This is a genomic window from Bacillus massiliglaciei (genome assembly GCF_900098925.1).
GTDB lineage: Bacteria > Bacillota > Bacilli > Bacillales > DSM-1321 > Peribacillus > Peribacillus massiliglaciei.
Genome location: NZ_LT622360.1, coordinates 899,517 through 915,556 on the forward strand (window position 1 = coordinate 899,517; position 16,040 = coordinate 915,556).

At 37.2% G+C, this 16,040-nt stretch carries 18 protein-coding genes, 1 pseudogene and 1 riboswitch; of the genes and pseudogenes, 4 read left to right on the forward strand and 15 right to left on the reverse strand.

Translation table 11 applies throughout. The features are described 5' to 3' along the window. Positions 1-56: 56 nt before the first annotated feature. The 11 genes and pseudogenes from BQ4305_RS20970 to BQ4305_RS21020 form a co-directional block, all read right to left on the reverse strand. Positions 57-803 carry an ABC transporter ATP-binding protein gene (locus tag BQ4305_RS20970; protein WP_110929640.1) on the reverse strand — a complete coding sequence of 249 codons (747 nt, stop codon included), beginning with the start codon at positions 801-803 and terminating at the stop codon, positions 57-59. A gap of 11 nt (positions 804-814) precedes the next feature. Next, positions 815-2,140: an acyl-CoA reductase gene (locus BQ4305_RS20975; RefSeq protein WP_234397018.1), complete on the reverse strand. Its 1,326-nt coding sequence runs from the start codon at positions 2,138-2,140 to the stop codon at positions 815-817. 106 nt (positions 2,141-2,246) lie between these two features. Next, entirely contained in the window at positions 2,247-3,335 is a 1,089-nt protein-coding gene (locus BQ4305_RS20980; protein WP_110929641.1) for a LuxE/PaaK family acyltransferase, read from the reverse strand. 50 nt (positions 3,336-3,385) lie between these two features. Next, positions 3,386-3,495, reverse strand: a riboswitch (TPP riboswitch). Between the two features lie 1,523 nt (positions 3,496-5,018). Continuing rightward, on the reverse strand, positions 5,019-5,324 hold the full coding sequence (locus BQ4305_RS20990; protein WP_110929643.1) for a hypothetical protein: 306 nt from the start codon (positions 5,322-5,324) through the stop codon (positions 5,019-5,021). A 104-nt stretch (positions 5,325-5,428) separates the two neighbouring features. After that, positions 5,429-6,073 carry a YdbC family protein gene (locus BQ4305_RS20995; RefSeq protein ID WP_110929644.1) on the reverse strand — a complete coding sequence of 215 codons (645 nt, stop codon included), beginning with the start codon at positions 6,071-6,073 and terminating at the stop codon, positions 5,429-5,431. A 182-nt stretch (positions 6,074-6,255) separates the two neighbouring features. Next, positions 6,256-6,501 (reverse strand): VOC family protein, encoded by a 246-nt coding sequence (locus BQ4305_RS21000; RefSeq protein ID WP_110929645.1) that lies wholly within the window; start codon positions 6,499-6,501, stop codon positions 6,256-6,258. A gap of 90 nt (positions 6,502-6,591) precedes the next feature. After that, complete coding sequence (locus tag BQ4305_RS22365) at positions 6,592-6,711, reverse strand: VOC family protein (RefSeq protein WP_407640173.1); 120 nt, start codon at positions 6,709-6,711, stop codon at positions 6,592-6,594. A 60-nt stretch (positions 6,712-6,771) separates the two neighbouring features. Next, positions 6,772-7,146 (reverse strand): annotated as a pseudogene (locus tag BQ4305_RS21005) (VOC family protein). Between the two features lie 738 nt (positions 7,147-7,884). Next, a complete protein-coding gene (locus BQ4305_RS21010; protein ID WP_110929646.1) occupies positions 7,885-9,021 on the reverse strand; it encodes a zinc-dependent alcohol dehydrogenase in 1,137 nt (378 codons plus the stop codon). Between the two features lie 16 nt (positions 9,022-9,037). Continuing rightward, positions 9,038-9,400, reverse strand: a complete 363-nt coding sequence (locus BQ4305_RS21015; RefSeq protein WP_110929722.1) for a spore coat protein — start codon at positions 9,398-9,400, stop codon at positions 9,038-9,040. 10 nt (positions 9,401-9,410) lie between these two features. Further along, positions 9,411-9,626 carry a spore coat protein gene (locus tag BQ4305_RS21020; protein ID WP_110929647.1) on the reverse strand — a complete coding sequence of 72 codons (216 nt, stop codon included), beginning with the start codon at positions 9,624-9,626 and terminating at the stop codon, positions 9,411-9,413. A 144-nt stretch (positions 9,627-9,770) separates the two neighbouring features. Between BQ4305_RS21020 and BQ4305_RS21025 the strand changes: the two genes are divergently transcribed. Both BQ4305_RS21025 and BQ4305_RS21030 read left to right on the forward strand, forming a co-directional pair. Next, positions 9,771-9,983, forward strand: coding sequence for a hypothetical protein (locus BQ4305_RS21025; RefSeq protein ID WP_110929648.1), 213 nt, complete (start codon positions 9,771-9,773; stop codon positions 9,981-9,983). Continuing rightward, complete coding sequence (locus BQ4305_RS21030; RefSeq protein WP_110929649.1) at positions 9,976-10,275, forward strand: spore coat protein; 300 nt, start codon at positions 9,976-9,978, stop codon at positions 10,273-10,275. The genes BQ4305_RS21025 and BQ4305_RS21030 overlap by 8 nt, the downstream gene beginning before the upstream one ends. A 293-nt stretch (positions 10,276-10,568) precedes the next feature. On the opposite strand, the gene BQ4305_RS21035 is transcribed toward BQ4305_RS21030, so the two are convergent. From BQ4305_RS21035 to BQ4305_RS21050, 4 genes are all read right to left on the reverse strand, one after another. Then, complete coding sequence (locus tag BQ4305_RS21035; RefSeq protein ID WP_110929650.1) at positions 10,569-11,186, reverse strand: TetR/AcrR family transcriptional regulator; 618 nt, start codon at positions 11,184-11,186, stop codon at positions 10,569-10,571. Further along, positions 11,164-12,402 (reverse strand): MFS transporter, encoded by a 1,239-nt coding sequence (locus BQ4305_RS21040; RefSeq protein ID WP_110929651.1) that lies wholly within the window; start codon positions 12,400-12,402, stop codon positions 11,164-11,166. The genes BQ4305_RS21035 and BQ4305_RS21040 overlap by 23 nt, the downstream gene beginning before the upstream one ends. Before the next feature lie 142 nt (positions 12,403-12,544). After that, complete coding sequence (locus BQ4305_RS21045; protein WP_110929652.1) at positions 12,545-12,955, reverse strand: DoxX family protein; 411 nt, start codon at positions 12,953-12,955, stop codon at positions 12,545-12,547. Between the two features lie 91 nt (positions 12,956-13,046). Beyond that, positions 13,047-13,493 carry a MarR family winged helix-turn-helix transcriptional regulator gene (locus tag BQ4305_RS21050; protein WP_110929653.1) on the reverse strand — a complete coding sequence of 149 codons (447 nt, stop codon included), beginning with the start codon at positions 13,491-13,493 and terminating at the stop codon, positions 13,047-13,049. 526 nt (positions 13,494-14,019) lie between these two features. On the opposite strand from BQ4305_RS21050, the gene BQ4305_RS21055 reads away from it, so the two are divergent. Then, positions 14,020-15,276, forward strand: coding sequence for an Nramp family divalent metal transporter (locus tag BQ4305_RS21055; protein ID WP_234397019.1), 1,257 nt, complete (start codon positions 14,020-14,022; stop codon positions 15,274-15,276). 120 nt (positions 15,277-15,396) lie between these two features. After that, entirely contained in the window at positions 15,397-16,035 is a 639-nt protein-coding gene (locus BQ4305_RS21060; RefSeq protein WP_110929654.1) for a cupin domain-containing protein, read from the forward strand. Positions 16,036-16,040 lie beyond the last annotated feature (5 nt).

Consider the following 16,040-nt stretch of genomic DNA (forward strand, 5'->3'; position numbering starts at 1 on the left):
TTCCCATAAAAACAACAAAATAAGTAAAAGTAATACGGAGTATAACGGAAATTGTTTCAAAACCGTTCGCCCCCCATTACCTGACGTATCTTGAGGCAAAGTTCATTAAAATAAAGGCTGTACCTCATTTCCACCGTTCGCGGCTTTTCAAGATGGACAGCTGTTTCATAGATAATGCTTCCTTGATCCATGACTGCGATCCTGTCTGATAGATAGACAGCTTCCGAGATATCATGTGTAATAAAAAGTACTGTTGTATTTTGTTGTTTACATATCTTTAAAAGATCGTCCTGTAATTCTTCTCTTGTAATTGCGTCTAGTGCTGCAAATGGTTCGTCCAAAAACATCATAGACTGCTGTTGAATGAGCGCCCTTGCAATGGCTACACGACTCTGCTGACCTCCTGATAATTGTGCTGGGAACCTCTGAATATATTCTGCTAACCCAACAGTCTCCAATAACTTCATGGCATTCTCTCGATCCTTTGCTGTCACCTTTCGTCTAAGGGAAACAGGCAACAGAACGTTGTCCATTACAGTTTTCCATTCTAATAAGGTTGGGGATTGAAAGACAAAGCCAGCTTCAGGAGACGGCTTAACAACTTCCTTCCCATTAAGGGAAATGCTTCCGGTATCAACCTGCAACAAGCCTGCAGCGATTTTTAATAATGTCGTTTTTCCACATCCGCTCTTCCCCAGCAAACAATGAAACTCCCCTTCTTCAATCCCCCAGCTTACTCGATTGATAACTGACCCTTTGCCTTGATAGCTGTATGTTACATCATTAACTGCCAAAAAAACCATTCCACTACCTCCTAATCAACATAAGGGGCAAATCTTTCACTGTACAGTTCAGCAGAGGACTCTATATCTACCATGTTAATCAAATCTAGCAAATTAAAGCGGCCATCATGATGCCATCCCGCTTCGGGAGAAGTCATACTGCCCAAAGCAGTTATACGTGTTACACCTATTTTCCCTAATGACTCTGCCCAATGAAAAAGTTCTTTTGGGCTTCCAGCTATACCAACCGTTTGAAGGAAAGCACGGTGAGGCTCAATTGAAGGAATCAGGTCCTCTATTTTTTCAAATGCGATCACTTTTATCACTCGATTTAGACAACTTGGAGTGAAGTTGACTTTTTCTTCGTAAACAACAGTCCAATCGTGTGTTGTATTTCCTAACACTTCTTTTTGTAAATCAAAAAATATACTCATCTCTTCTTTTTGTCGCCAAGATGCTAGGACTGCAGACTCTTCCATTGAAAGACTCCGGCGTGGATACCTTTTCTCCAAGTTATCCAGTTCATGCGCCATATATCTTGCAAATTCTCTTGGCGAAACATTGCCGCCATGTTGGACATAAAAAATATGGGGAGAATAACAGCCTTGCTGATCATAACGGATTACTTCCAGTGCTGCTTGGCGTACCGTTTCAAAAGATTTCTGTGAATCTAGGCTTGAACAAGAAATCAATCCAAAACTGATTTTATGTCCATAAGCCAAAAACCGAGTGGTAATCGGAATTCGACTTTGAAGGGCGTCAAGCGTCTCATTACTTCCGTAACCCACTAAAACATCACTTTGCTCCAATATGCAGGTTTCCCGCTCTTTGTCTCCCCCTTTCCACCAAATAACTGCAAAACACTCCGCCAATTTTGGTTCAATTTCCACTAACAAATGGGCAAACCAGCCCGCAAACAAAGGCTCTGCACTCGAAACCTTCCCAATGTTTCCTGACTTGGCCAACAATGCGGAGATAAAGCTCCATAAAGGAAGAGCGGGGACATTTCCCGACCATACGTGGGTGATAAGGTTAGGCCCGACTGCCTTTGAAAATCCACCTTTAATTCGAGGCTGAAAGTCATCCAGCAATAAAGGATTTCCTAAATCCTCAACCACAAAGCGCTGGAGTTCATGTTTGCGAAATTTTTTCAAATAGGAAGTAAGACCAAGACGAATTACTTCTTCATCATATCCTGTTATAATCGGCAACAGCTGTTCCGCTTTTTGACGGTATGATGTGCTACGATCCAGTAATCTATCAATCGCTTTATCTATAATGTTGATTATCTCAACAACGGAAAATGACTTTAAGGTTTCAGTATTGGCCTTTTTAACCTTTTCTATCACTTTATTCATCTGTTCAACCGTAAGAAGCGGAATCTCAACCTCTATTTCTTTATCGTTTCTCTTAAATTTTCAAAATCCTCTTCACCTATATCCGGTATATATCCTGCAAACTCGCTCATTTCGAAAATCCCTTTGCAGCCTTTAAAAATTCGTCCACTGCTATTGAACAGCCCTTTGCCTCTGTTCCCTGAACTCTCCCTAATAATAGAAAACCGCCATCCACCTCGACCCCTAAATCTTCTGTTAAGATTGTAGTTACCGAATTAAAATTAGCTAAATCACAGTGGACAAGTACTCCGTGCTCCCCTTTCGGGACCTCTTCACCCGTTAAAGGATTAATAACTCTAGTCCTGATCCAATGCGGTCCTGATTTAATAGGTGGAACATTCTTATTTCCATAATCATAAAATTGTGTACTTAGCTCTGTCATACCATACATATTGATGCAATCAGATCGGTCTACACCTAAAAAAGTGGAAAGCAGGTGATAAAACTCATCCAAACCCAATTCCTTTGATTGATTTTTGTATCCTCCTGTATCAAGGATTCTACTTCCTTTTGGTAAAATGAAGGTTTTTCCCATTCGTTCTAATTCCTCAATCATATGTACAAAACTAAAACTAGCGCCTACAAGGGCATAAGGCTCCCCTGTTTTTTCAGCATGGTCAAGTTCTTTCAGCAAGCGGTCCATATTAATTCCACTTTCAGTTATTAGATAGTGACTTTCCTCCGTACCAAATTCTCGCATTCCAAGACCCAAGTAGCGGGCTAATGAAGAGTTAGGCATTTCTATTTCTGTTGGAAAAAGGACCCCCATGCGGATTTTCTCCGTTTCCTTCATAAATCTTTTCTTAAAGTTTAAAATCATGGACTTGTCAAATATATCTAAAGTGGGATGATAATGTTTGCCCCTTATTCCTTTTGTTGTTCCGCTTGTCATGAAAACTGCTTCTGCTTCTTCGGGATTTGTGGAGCTTAGCATTACCTCTTTAAAAGCATTAATCGGAACAGCCGGAATATCCCTCCATGACTTAACAACTCTTGGCGTCTTTCCTTTTTGATAACAAAAGGTTCGATAGGGAAGATTATTATGGTATTGATAAGAAAATAATTGTAAGGCGTGTTCATTGAATGCATCGTCTGAGCAAACTTCATTCAGCATAAAACGAACAATACTTTTGGTTATTTCTTGCTGTTGATTCATCGAATCCATCCTTTCATACAAAAAAAGCACTTTGCGTAAGCAAAGTGCATAGTAGTCCCTAGTCACAATCCCTACGCTGGCATTACCCAACAGGTTCAAACGGTCTACGACAGTTAGTCATACTCTCAGCCTGATTCCACAGACTCCCGTAATATTTATTTTTTTAAGTCTATTCCTTCTTCGCATAGAATGCAACACCATTTTAAACAACCGTTAAAATGAAAACAGAATCCCCAAATGTCTAAAGCTTCCCTTTATATAGATATTATTACTGCTAATTACGGTGTTTATTTAATTCTTCACATCCAAAAATGAACCCGTTACACTTACAGAGCGCCTTTTCTTATTATTCGAAACTATATTTTATGTATATGTATTATCGATTTGTTAAAGCTCGTATTAAGAAATTATCATATTTGTATTTATACGATAATGGTTATATTTCATACCAATAATCATTTTTACGATAATTTATGTGAACGTTCTATAATTCTAAAAATCCATACTGAGAAGAACTCTTCCGTTCTTTTCCGAAACGTTCCTTATCTGATTCACTCCACTAATGTTACTGAATACTTCATCATCTTTCATTGTTCCTAACCTCAAAAAAAAACCAAGGCAAATTGTTATTGAGAACAATTTGATCTTGGTTTTTTCCCTTTGTATTTTTAATATTATATATTCTAATTTCATATATTTTAAGAGATATTAAAGGTTTAATTATAATTTTTGTATATTAATTTTGTTTATGCTTTTTCAGATTCCTGAATTTCTGTATTTTTGTGTAAAATTTGCAGTTCTCCCTTTGTGATTCCTCCATTATCTCTTCAAAAGTGTTTTAATTTTGCGTTAATTGATCTGTTTCATTGAGAAGAACTTCTCTTTTTTGATGAAACTCTACTACACCTCGTTTTATTTCATTGAGCTTTTTTCGTACTTTTCTTTGTACAATCATCATATCGAAGATTGGTTGAAGTATTTTTTTTGTATCACAGTATCCTTGATTTATGCTTTTTTTCACACATATTTTGAGTAATCAAGTGTTCCACTAATCAAACCACCTTGATAATTTTAAAGAAAGATTTCAATAATTTTGCAATCAGGGTAAAGACCATAATTTAATATCCTATCCCGACTTAGATGTATAGCAATATTGCAATCACATCCAAGGTAATATAGTGGTTGAATAGGAATATTGTCTGCTAACCTCCGTCCCAATAAATGACACCATAAATTCATCTGTCTCATCATGAGCTGCACAGCTCGGACTCCTCATAATGGCAATAAGAACTGTACCTTCTTCTTCCCAACGGTTTTCCAAAAAATAACGACGTGTCCTGTTTGTATTGAATATGGCCTTTCCTTAAATATCAGCATATGTACCTGTTCAAAGTCCAATTGATTGCTATCAGCCAGTTGTTTAAACCACAAATTCAAAAACCCCTTTTTAATTGGCTATGTTTTCGTTTGTTGTTGATTTTTAACCAAAAGAAAAACCACTCATAAAAGAGCGGTTTATTGAAGGAAAGATTCCTGTTAGCTGAATAATTGAATTAGATTAATTAATGTTTCAGAAAAAAGGATTCTTCTAAGTTTATTTTGAAACCTGCAAATACATCTTGTTTTACGTCTTTAACTGTTTGAATTAGATTTTGTAACTTAGTACCACTAATTGTTATTTTATTAAAGGAAACATCTTACCGTAGGGTTTTTTACTATCTTTCTATTCCTATAATCATAAACGAAATAAAAATTATCCTGATATTGATTCAGTTTTTGTAATTCATTAGTTAGTAAGTAATATTGGTCAGTAAGTCCAGTTGATAATTGAGACTCTTCTTCAGCTACCAATAACGACAGATTTTCTGGGGAAGAAATTGATATCGTAGTTATTGAGTTTTTTGATATTTTGGAGGTATATTCCATTAATTCATTTAGCTGAGGATTCGATAACTCACCTTTATAGATTCCTATCAGGTATTGATTCATATTTTACACACTCCTTTTATACTTACTAAGTAAATACGATATAAAATAGAAAATCCTTCTTCAACAAACCTGCCCCGTTAAAGTTCTATAAGCACTCTCTCTTTCTATATTAAAGGTACAACACGCCAGGAATTTTCAATTATGAATTGTTCCCCTATAATTCCTTCAAGATCCAATTCCGTCTTTGACTGACTTTTTAAAGCAGAAAAGGATGAAATTATATAATCCTTATGTGCTTCTTCACTTAACCACCCAGTGAGTACAAGGAAGCGTTTATCATCTTTAACAGAAGAACCAAACTCTCCACCAAGCATTTTTTCAGTCTTTTTCATTCCTGAATTCCAAACTTTACTTTGTGTTTCTATAAAATGAGAAGCCCTTCCCTCCTTTACAGTAGACAAAGCAGTTCGAATGAAATTACTTTCTCTTAAAATCGATACTATGTCTTTTTCTAATCCCTGAATATTAAAGACCTCTTCAAATAATTCAACATCAATTGATGTATATGTACTTGACTGATTAGAGTTTAAAATTATACCGTCGTGAACATTATTCATAAAATAAGCATAAACGTCTTTATTTTCCCAGAAGGAAAATACACAAGCAGTAAATTCATTTTTTATACTCCATCCACCAGCTTGTCCTAAAAATCCGTTGATGACATTTACAGGTTGCCATTGTGCTTGTAATTTTGAGAATAAGTCTATTTGATCTTTCTTTACCTGACAAGAAATTCTTTTAATAATCATAATTAGCTTTCCCCTTTCATTTTTAATTTTACCATTATCTACTAATTATGTTCTACTTATGGAACTAACCTGCCTCTTTAATGACATAAGAAAAAGGCTACGTCAGAAACCTTCCTTATTGAGGTAAAGCACCTGTTAGAATTAAAAAATTGCACCCTTTAAGGTTTCTGTTACTTATGGATTTATTTTTGGATAAGTTTTTCAAGTTGGCTTAAATATATCATTTTACTTGGTTCGGACGGGCTACCATCAGGCAATTTACACATCAATTCTAAAGCGTTTCCATCTGGATCATCAAAATAAATCGATACATTCTGCTGATGCGGTCTAGCTATTGGTTCCAACGATTCCAATCCACTATGAGAACGAAGGGTGATCCCTTTTTCAGTGAGCCATATACTTGCTTTCTTAATGTCATCGAAATCCACTTCAAAAGCTAAACCTGGAAAACTGGCAGGTTCCCTATCCCTAGAAATATCTGTTTTCCAAAGACCTAGCCATGTTTTGTTTGGTATAATCTAAAGAAAGGCAATGTCTTCGTATTCGTAAGCCAATTGCAATCCAAGGTTTCTATAAAACTCAATCGAACGTTGTAAATCATGAACTGGCAGATGAACCTCATATAAGCCTTTTAGCATATTATCCAACTCCCCTAAACGTAAAGTAAAAGCACCCGTTAGTTTGCAAAAAGAAAGTGTTTATTCTTTAATCCACTCTAACAATTCGATACGGTTACCAAAGGGGTCAGAAATATAGAACCTTTTAGCTCCTGGAAGTTTATCATCTTCAATAACATCAATACCGTTTGTTACCAGATGCCTTTTTAATTCCTCTATATTTTCTATTTCAAAAGCAGGATGTGCCTTTTTGGCCGGATTAAATGATTCTTCGATTCCTATATGTATTTGATAATTTCCAAATTCAAATCAAACCCCGCCACGCTTCTTTAATTCTTCAGGTTTTTCAACTTCGTCAAAACCTAAAATATTCTTGATAAATTTTCTTGCAGTGTCCTCACTACCTTTAGGAGCAGCGAGCTGAATATGGTCAATTGCTTTAAAAATAAAGGGCATTTATATCCTTCTCCTCTGACTTCAAATTGATATCACTTTTGCTATTTCCAATTTTACGCCAATTGGAATGATAAGGAAATTTTAAAGTTATTATTTATAACCATAAGTCTTCCTTATGGTTGTAAATCTTTTGTTCTTAAATTAACCTGCCCTTTTAGTTCATTAAGCAAAAAGGCCACCAAATGGCAGCCCCGGTTCTCAACTAACGCACCCATTAGTTTAAGTAGATTTCTTCACAAACTTTTTAGTAGTAAGTTAATACAGGAATGCTGTCACTTTAGTTGAAAATCAATTATCTATAGAATATAATCCTAGATTATTTGACTTCCATCAATGTGAGTACATTAATTTGTGAAATGGTTGATTAATAAGCAATTATAGATACCTGAAATGTTCTTGCTTTTATGACCTTCTACTACAAATGCGTCTGCTTTTCGTCAAAATCAACGGGTTATCATTGTTATTTCAATGATAACCCGTTAATTTAAGAATGTTAAGCAGCTTTTATAAAAGCTATTTACATGCTCTGTTCTTAAATAAGGAATTTTGATTTCTTACAGCTTCCTGTGCAATACAATTCCAGCCATCATGATTTTTCCCCGAAGGTCATGTATCCTTAATTAAAAATTCGCTGGCAAGCATTACATAAATCTTATGTTTTGTGCCAACATTCCTATCCCATATTTTGCGTCCTTGTTATTCAAAATTATATAGGAATTCATCTTGGTTTTATTCAATTTAAGGTTTTAGAATGACTTTAATACAATTATCGGTCCTTGTGTCAAAAACTTCGTATCCATGCTTTGCCTGGTTTAATGGAAGTACATGTGTAATTACATCACCAATATCAACTTTTCCTTCAGATATCAGATTATAAAGAAAAGACATATACGGAATAACTGGGGCCTGACCCGTTTTAATGTCAACATTTCTTTGGAAAATGTCTCCTAACGGAAAACCATTATAACGTCCCCCATAAACACCGGTAATTTGAATGGTCCCGGCTTTGCGTACAGCCTGTGACGCAATGACTAGCCCGCCCATTGCACCGCCATGAAGCTTCATTCCAGATGCAAGATATTCAAGAGGCGTCATCTTGCCGCTCATACCCGAACAATCAATAACAATATCTGCTCCACCATGTGTTAACTCTCTTAAATATTCGCCAACGTTTTCATGTTCTTCAAAATTTACAGTCTCCACTTTATTGGTCCGTTTCGCATGGTCAAGCCGGTATTTAAGGTGATCGACCGCAATAACACGCTCAGCACCTTTAAACCAGGCAAATTTTTGAGCAAGAAGACCTACTGGACCACATCCTAAAACGATGACAGTATCACCAGCTTTGACACCAGAGTGATCTACACTCCAATAAGCTGTTGAGGCTGCATCTGCAAGTAACACTAACTTCTCATCTTCTACTTCGCAATTCTCGGGTATTTTAAAGGGAGTAAAGTTCCCATATGGAACTCGCATATATTCAGCTTGTCCGCCAGCAAATCCACCGGTTGTTTCTGAATATCCAAAGAAACCGCCCATTTCACCATGAGGGTTTGAATTATCACATTGACTGGTTATGTCGTGGTTACAGTACCAGCAATGCCCGCAGCTTACATTAAAGGGAATAATCACCCGATCCCCTTTTTTTAATTTTGTTACCTCCGGTCCTACTTCTTCGACTACCCCCATTGGTTCATGGCCAATTACATAATCAGTTGGCATATTGGGAATCATTTGATGAATCAAATGTAAATCTGAACCGCATATAGCAGAAGATGTTATTTTTACAATGATATCATCGCTATTTTTGATTTTTGGGTCTTTTACTTCTTTAACCTGGACATTTTTACTCCCCTGGTACGTGACAGCTTTCATTTTTCTCTAACCTCCCTTATTTATTAGGCGTTGCGAACATTCCAAGTCTATCCGTATCATTCGGAAATAAGTTCATCCCGGCAATCATTAAAGCATTGTCGGCAGATTTAAGATCCAACTCAACTTGCTTGCCAACATCGTGCGGATATAACCAGCCCTTGCTTATCATCAAGTCAGATATCTCTGTGTGTAAATCAATAGATTGTTCCATTTGCCTGTATAATGTCTCTCTTAACTCCAGGCTCGATGTTTCAGTTAACGCAATGGCATATGTATGAATGCCTGTTTTAACTGAAAGAAGAAACTCCAATGCAATGCCCGAATCTGCCATTTCTGGCATATGTTCAGCCCCTTGGGGATCTAAATAATCCATTTCCATTTTTTTCACCTCACTCAATATAATTGGTTTTTGCCCCTTTATAAAATTCTTTAAGTTCATTAATGGCTGCAATTGACTGTTGAACATCTTTTTCCATCAGTGCTTTTAAATCATTATTGAAACAAAGGCCCTGCATAAGCTTTGATTTCAATAAGCCTACAGTTTTCAGATTTAATATCTCATGTGTTTCCATTGTTTCATGATAGGCCAAGCTTTTCTTCTCCATGACTTCACCTCCTAAAATTATAATCCCTTAAATATGTGAAAATTATTCAATGTAAAATTACTCGTTATGGAATATTTTAGGTGGAATGTAAACTACCTGTCTGAAGCAAGATAAGAGAAGTTCTTAAAGATTGGAGAGATACTTTTGACAAAATATTTAGGACTTCATGAAACACTGGAGACACTCGAGTTAATTGCATTTAAAACAGTATGTTTAACAAAAGCTGTAACTATGAGCAAATTGCTTCCTGATGGAGATCTTAAAACGATTCTTTCTGGTGATTTAGAATCAGGAAGCCAAGGTCTGAAGCGACTTCAGACCTTTATTACAAACCGGGAGGATACTCACAATGACTAATCTTCTGCAAAATATGTCTGGAATGGGAGGATTAACTGAAAGGGCAATCGCCTCAGATTTTCTGATTTCATCTAAATCTGCCGTCAGAAATCTCGCATTTGCTATTACGGAAACAGCTACTCCTGAACTGAAATCAGCTCTTCGCGAGCAATTGAGAAATGCAGTGGATACACATGCCAAGATTACAGATTTTATGACTGCCGATGGATATTATCATCCTAATCATTTAGGTGACCAAATAAATGTGAGACTGCAGGATGCACATATCGCTTTAAACCTTAAAGATCAATAGGGGCAGTATAGTATGTTTTATGCAATAAAAAATCAGCTGTTTAATAGCAGCTGATTTTTCCTTTAATATATTACATAGGGTAGATTTCCAACCTGCCCGTTAGCTGAAGAAGAAAAGCCGCCTGTCACTGTGTTACCCACCGTAATTTTGTATAAAATCCAAATTCCCTTTTCTGGAATTCTTTATCAGCTGTTCTTCTTTATTCATGGCTTTTCCTCCCGTCCGGTGGCGCTGTAACATTTCTCATATCCCTTACCGGAACAATGCCTATTCTTCATATATCTATTTGATTTCTATTTTACCTTAAGGGCCATCTTTAAATATTCTATCAGCATAATTGACTGCTCTTTTATCTTCAGGTCTTCTTTTGGAAGTATCGCGTGCCCCAGCGCCAGTCCGTCAATAAAGGTAATGATAGTCCTTGCTATGATTTCACTGTCATACGTATTGCTGAATTCTCCGCATTCTTGGCCAGCCTTAATAATATCAGTATATAAGTATAAACCGCTGCGATACCTTTCTTTGCTGTAATCCCTTCTGCGCGGTTCGTTTCTCCCTGTGATGAAAAATTCTAAATTGCTTGGTGCCAGCGGATCCATCTCATTATTTGGCTGCCGATCTTGTCCAAATAGTTGTAAAAGAAGAAAATTCCAGTAAGTACTGTTTTTTTCTTCAAGCCATTCTTTTGTCTTATGTATTTCCTGTGTAAGGGTTTCTTCTAGAATCGCTTCATATAATTCTTCTTTATTGGAGAAATATTGATATAATCCCCCTCTGCTTACATTCGCTTCGTCCATCACATGCTTCATGGTTGTCTGTACGTAGCCGTGTTTCTTAAATACAATGGCCGCCGCTTCTAAGATTTTAGCACGGCGCTGTTTTATATGTTCATTGCTGACTTTTGGAGACAATGCTCTGACTCCTTTCTATTTTATTTTTCATCAAAAAGCCAAGAACAGCTAGAAATAGTAAAAAAGAAGCGGTCATGATAAATGTCGGGACTGCTCCAAACACTGTTGCCAGCCATCCGCCCAGCAAAGGCCCGAAAATGGTTGCTGTCGTTGTTACGCTATTGATCAGACCAAATACTCTCCCAGTCATATGGACAGGAGTTTCTAATTGCACCGAAGCTTGAAAAGGGATCAATATCAAGCTTGCTGCACACCCTGCAAATAATCCCATTAGGGGGGCCCAAATAAGAGATCCATGTACATCAAAATAAGTCAATAATGCCATACCGCCGAAGCTGAACCCTATGATGAAAACACCAATAAGCATTAAAGCGAAAGCATTATAATTCGTTTTCTTAGTTAAAACAAATCCAGCTAAAAACATCCCTAAACCAGATGCTGTCACTATATAACCAAAAAGATTAGGAGATGTCAAAGTAAGCTCTCTTATTAAGACGATGATTTGAGAATCCGAAAGCTGTAAAATGAAAAGGCTGCAGCCTAAGAAAAATAAACCGGTAAGCAGATGGGATTTCGAGAAGATAAAAGTTAGCCCTTCTGCAAAGTCATTTTGAAAGGACGATGGATGGCTCTTTTTATGGCTGGCAGAAGTTTGAACACTTTTAGGCAAGAAAAGAAGCAAAAGAGCAGAAACAAAAAACGTGGCAGCATCGATGAAAAATACAGGATTTGTGCCAAATGTTGAAACGAGTATCCCGCTTAAAACCGGCCCGATAATTTTTGTGCCTGCGTCAATCATGGATGTGAAGGAAGAAGCACCTTTCACATGTTCTTTGACGACTAATTCTTTTAGCATACCATTTTTCGCGGGAATAAACAGTGCAGAGAAAAGTCCAATAAGGAAAAGATATAGATAGACTTCCTCTATCGACTCAGCTCCCGCTAACAAAAGAATGAGTGCTGAACGAATGAAGTCAGAAGTTATCATTATAACTTTTCTGCTTAAACGGTCTGAAAGGGCTCCTGCCATCGGGCCTAATAGTGCCATCGGGACAACAAGACACAGCATAATGAAAGATACCTCCATAGGTGAAGCATTCCATTTTAAACCCACAAGCGTCATAATCGCCACTAAACTCAGCCAGTCTCCCAAGCCGGAAATCATTTGTGCCAGCATTAGAAAGACAAATGATTTATTATTCAATAACTCCTTCATGATTTTCTCCTCCTTTTTTAAAACGACATCAATGTCGTTTTATATACACCTCAGTATAACGACATTAATGTCGTTATACTAGGTTTTCTTTTCAAGCATAAAAAACAGGCAGAGTTTTCACCCTGCCTGTTTTTAAGGAGTTTTACCAAAATTTAATATTATATAAAGCATCTAAAGAAATGGATCCAGGACCGGCTAAAGCGATTCCTAAAGCAAGTGCGATAAGAACAACGCAATACTCAATGCCGCCTTTATCTGCAAACAATCCATTTTTTCCGTGAACGGTTTTAATGGCTACAATCATAGGAATGATGATGAGAATTGAAGCTAATGGAGTAAGGAATCCAAGAATGAATAAAACCCCTCCGATAAATTCTCCAAGCCCTGCCAATAGAGCCATTTGTTTACCTGGTTTGATGCCGATTTGCTCAAAGAATGCGCCTGTGCCTGCAGGACCGCCGCCGCCGAACCATCCAAATGCCTTTTGAGCACCGTGGGCAGCGTAGTACAGACCTACGATAAGACGTATAATAAAAATACCTAAAGCTTCCATTATATAAAACCCTCCGATAATAAAATAAATTAAGTTGCTATAACAACTAAAATGACTTTGTTATTCTACCAAAAATAATAGGCCATTGCAACTACTTTTGCACAATTTTATCTTTTTGTACGTTTTCTCTCATTTTTTTCAATACCTCTTTTACCGTATCCATCTCTTGTTCACTGATTCCAGAACAGACTATTCGATTAAATTCTTCAGTGATAGGATGAATATGCTCCCCCATTTTCTTTCCTTCTTCCGTGAGAAATATATTAAAGGAAAGGCCGTCAATTTCGTTGCAGCGCCTTTTGATAAAACCCTTTTTCTCCAGATTGCTTAACATGCGGGTAATGTTGGTCTTATCTTTTTCCAGCTTCTTCGCTATCTCATTTTGACTCAGTCCGTCCTTATCCCATAAAAGGAGGAGAATCAAGTTTTGCTCTGGAGCTATATTTAATGGCGCTAGTTTTGCTTTTATATAACTCGTCAAGGTTAGATCTGTTTGATGAATCATAATACTAATATAATCATTAAAGGAAATTTTCATTCTTTTGCTCCTGCCTTCTTATAAAGTTAAATCATGAAAAGGGTTTCTTAATCAGTATACCATCAAAATGAAGAGGTTTTAAAAATTTATTTTCTATACAGAGAGTCAAGGATTAATCCTTGAAATTTTGCAATGTATCATTTCTCACGGTCAGTATACGATACAGAATTTCTATATCAATAAATATCTTTTTGGGGTGCACAATTTACCGGTGAAGGTAATATGAAATTATTTTAAAATTGTATTTATAGAGGATTATGAAAAAAATCACGGGATAACGCTTAGATTAAATTATATTAATATAATTTAATCTAAGCGTTATTAACTACTTTCTCCCGCTTATTAAAATGATTCAAAAGCTTTTTATCTATTGTTCCTTTGAAAAAGGGTTTGAATATTCACATTAATTGGTTAATAATTAAGATAAAACATCTTTCTTATTTTTCATTAAATACATACCATAGCGGGAATTACGTTTTCACTAAATGAAAACGTTTTTATAAAATTGAATAAAGGGGGATTTATTGTGACAATTGGTGCAGAGATAAAGGTTACCCAAGAGCCAGACATTAAAAAGCCATCCATCATCGGCCCTGGCTTAATTGTTGCGGCTACAGGGGTTGGCGCCGGAGATTTGGTCGCAGCCTTAGTTGCAGGTACAAACTATGGATTAGTCTTTCTTTGGGCTATCTTAATTGGTTCCATTTTCAAATTCGTGCTCAATGAAGGAGTGGGCCGCTGGCACTTAATGAGCGGCATGACGATTCTGGAGGGCTGGCACCTTATGGGGAAATGGGCAACAGGTTATTTTGGTGTATACTCGATTATATGGGGCTTTGTATACGGAGCTGCCGGCACTGCTTCCTGTGCTCTCGCGATGGCGGCATTAGTACCAGCATTGTCATTGACACAATGGGCAATTATTCATGGGATTCTTGCATTTATTTTAGTTTGGTCAGGCAAGTATAAAATTTTTGAGAACGTAATGAATGTTCTTATTGGTCTTATGTTTATTACAGTCGTAGGGTCAGCGGTACTTGTTATTCCTCAGCTTGGGAATGTTATGAATACAGCTGTTCCTGAACTTCCGAAAGGCTCCTTAATATATGCACTCGGCCTGATCGGAGGAGTTGGCGGGTCTTTAACAATGGCGTCGTATGGGTATTGGCTGAAGGAGAATAAATGGAGCGGCCCTTTCTTCATACGCGCTGTGCGTACCGATTCAGCCATTGCCTATATTGTTACAGCTATCTTCACTATAGCACTGCTCGTACTTGGAGCCGGTTTGCTGTATGGAACCAATACGACAATCAGCGGAGAAAAAGGCCTGGTTGATTTTGCATCCATCTTAGGCAATGAGCTCCACCCTTCCGTTAGGTACCTATTTCTTGTTGGCTTTTGGTCTGCTTCCTTTACTTCTGTTCTGGGAGTATGGAACGGCGTCCCGTATTTATTCGCTGACTTTATCAGGACAGTACGGCATAAGAAAGTATCTGATGAACAATTAAGTACATCTAAGCCATATCGATTCTTTGTATTATGGCTGACTTTCCCGCCTATGCTGTTGCATATTCTCGGTAAACCAGTCGCATTAATAATCGCCTATGGTGCGCTCGGCTCGATATTCATGCCTTTTCTAGCCATTACGCTTTTATATCTTCTGAACAAAAAGAAATATATCGGCACTGTAGACCGTTTTCAATGGGTTTCAAATCTTGGCTTAGCTGTCAGTATTTTATTATTTGTGGTATTAGCGATTAATGAACTTATGCATTTAGTTTAAAAATTTGTTGATGCTGATGCTCCCTTGGATGCATCAGCTTTTTTATGGTCATTTGTCACGCTTTTTGTTGAATCTCATATGATTGTTATGTGAAATTTCTGAGGAAACGGGGCCTTTTACTTGGTAAATAAGTATATGGATTATACAGGAGGAAACATTGAGTATTTCTTTGATGTTAATCAAAACAGACTGAATACACGAAATGCTGAGAATTTCATCAACCGCTTGGGGAGAGACAATCTCAATACATTGGGAGATGTCTCGCTTCTCGATATCTATTTGAGTAAGGGGCATTATGTGGAACCGCACTATCACCAAAATGCTGCCGAACTTGTTTATTGTATCTCAGGTGCAGCACAGGTTTCCCTAATCAATCCATTTACAAATAAAGTCTTCAATATTCCTATCAAGCCTGGGCAAGTGGCTAATATTCCGCAGGGATGGTGGCATTGGGAAATGGCCACGAAAGAAAGAACCCATTTACTTACTATTTTTGATGCGCCGTATCCGGAATATATTTTCGGTTCCGATATCTTAACAAAAACACCGATTGAAGTCTTAGCGAAAACCTATTGTCTGGATCCCCAATTACTGAAGAAAACGCTGGCCCCTCTCCGTAATCGAACCATTGTAATCGGACCCCCTGATGAATGTTTTAAAAAGCCAGTTCGAAATAACACAGCAGTTTACTATCAAGACCCCGGAAGTTCTTTTCACCAACAGCCTTACCATTATCCTCCAAATCAGTACTACAGATAGAAATA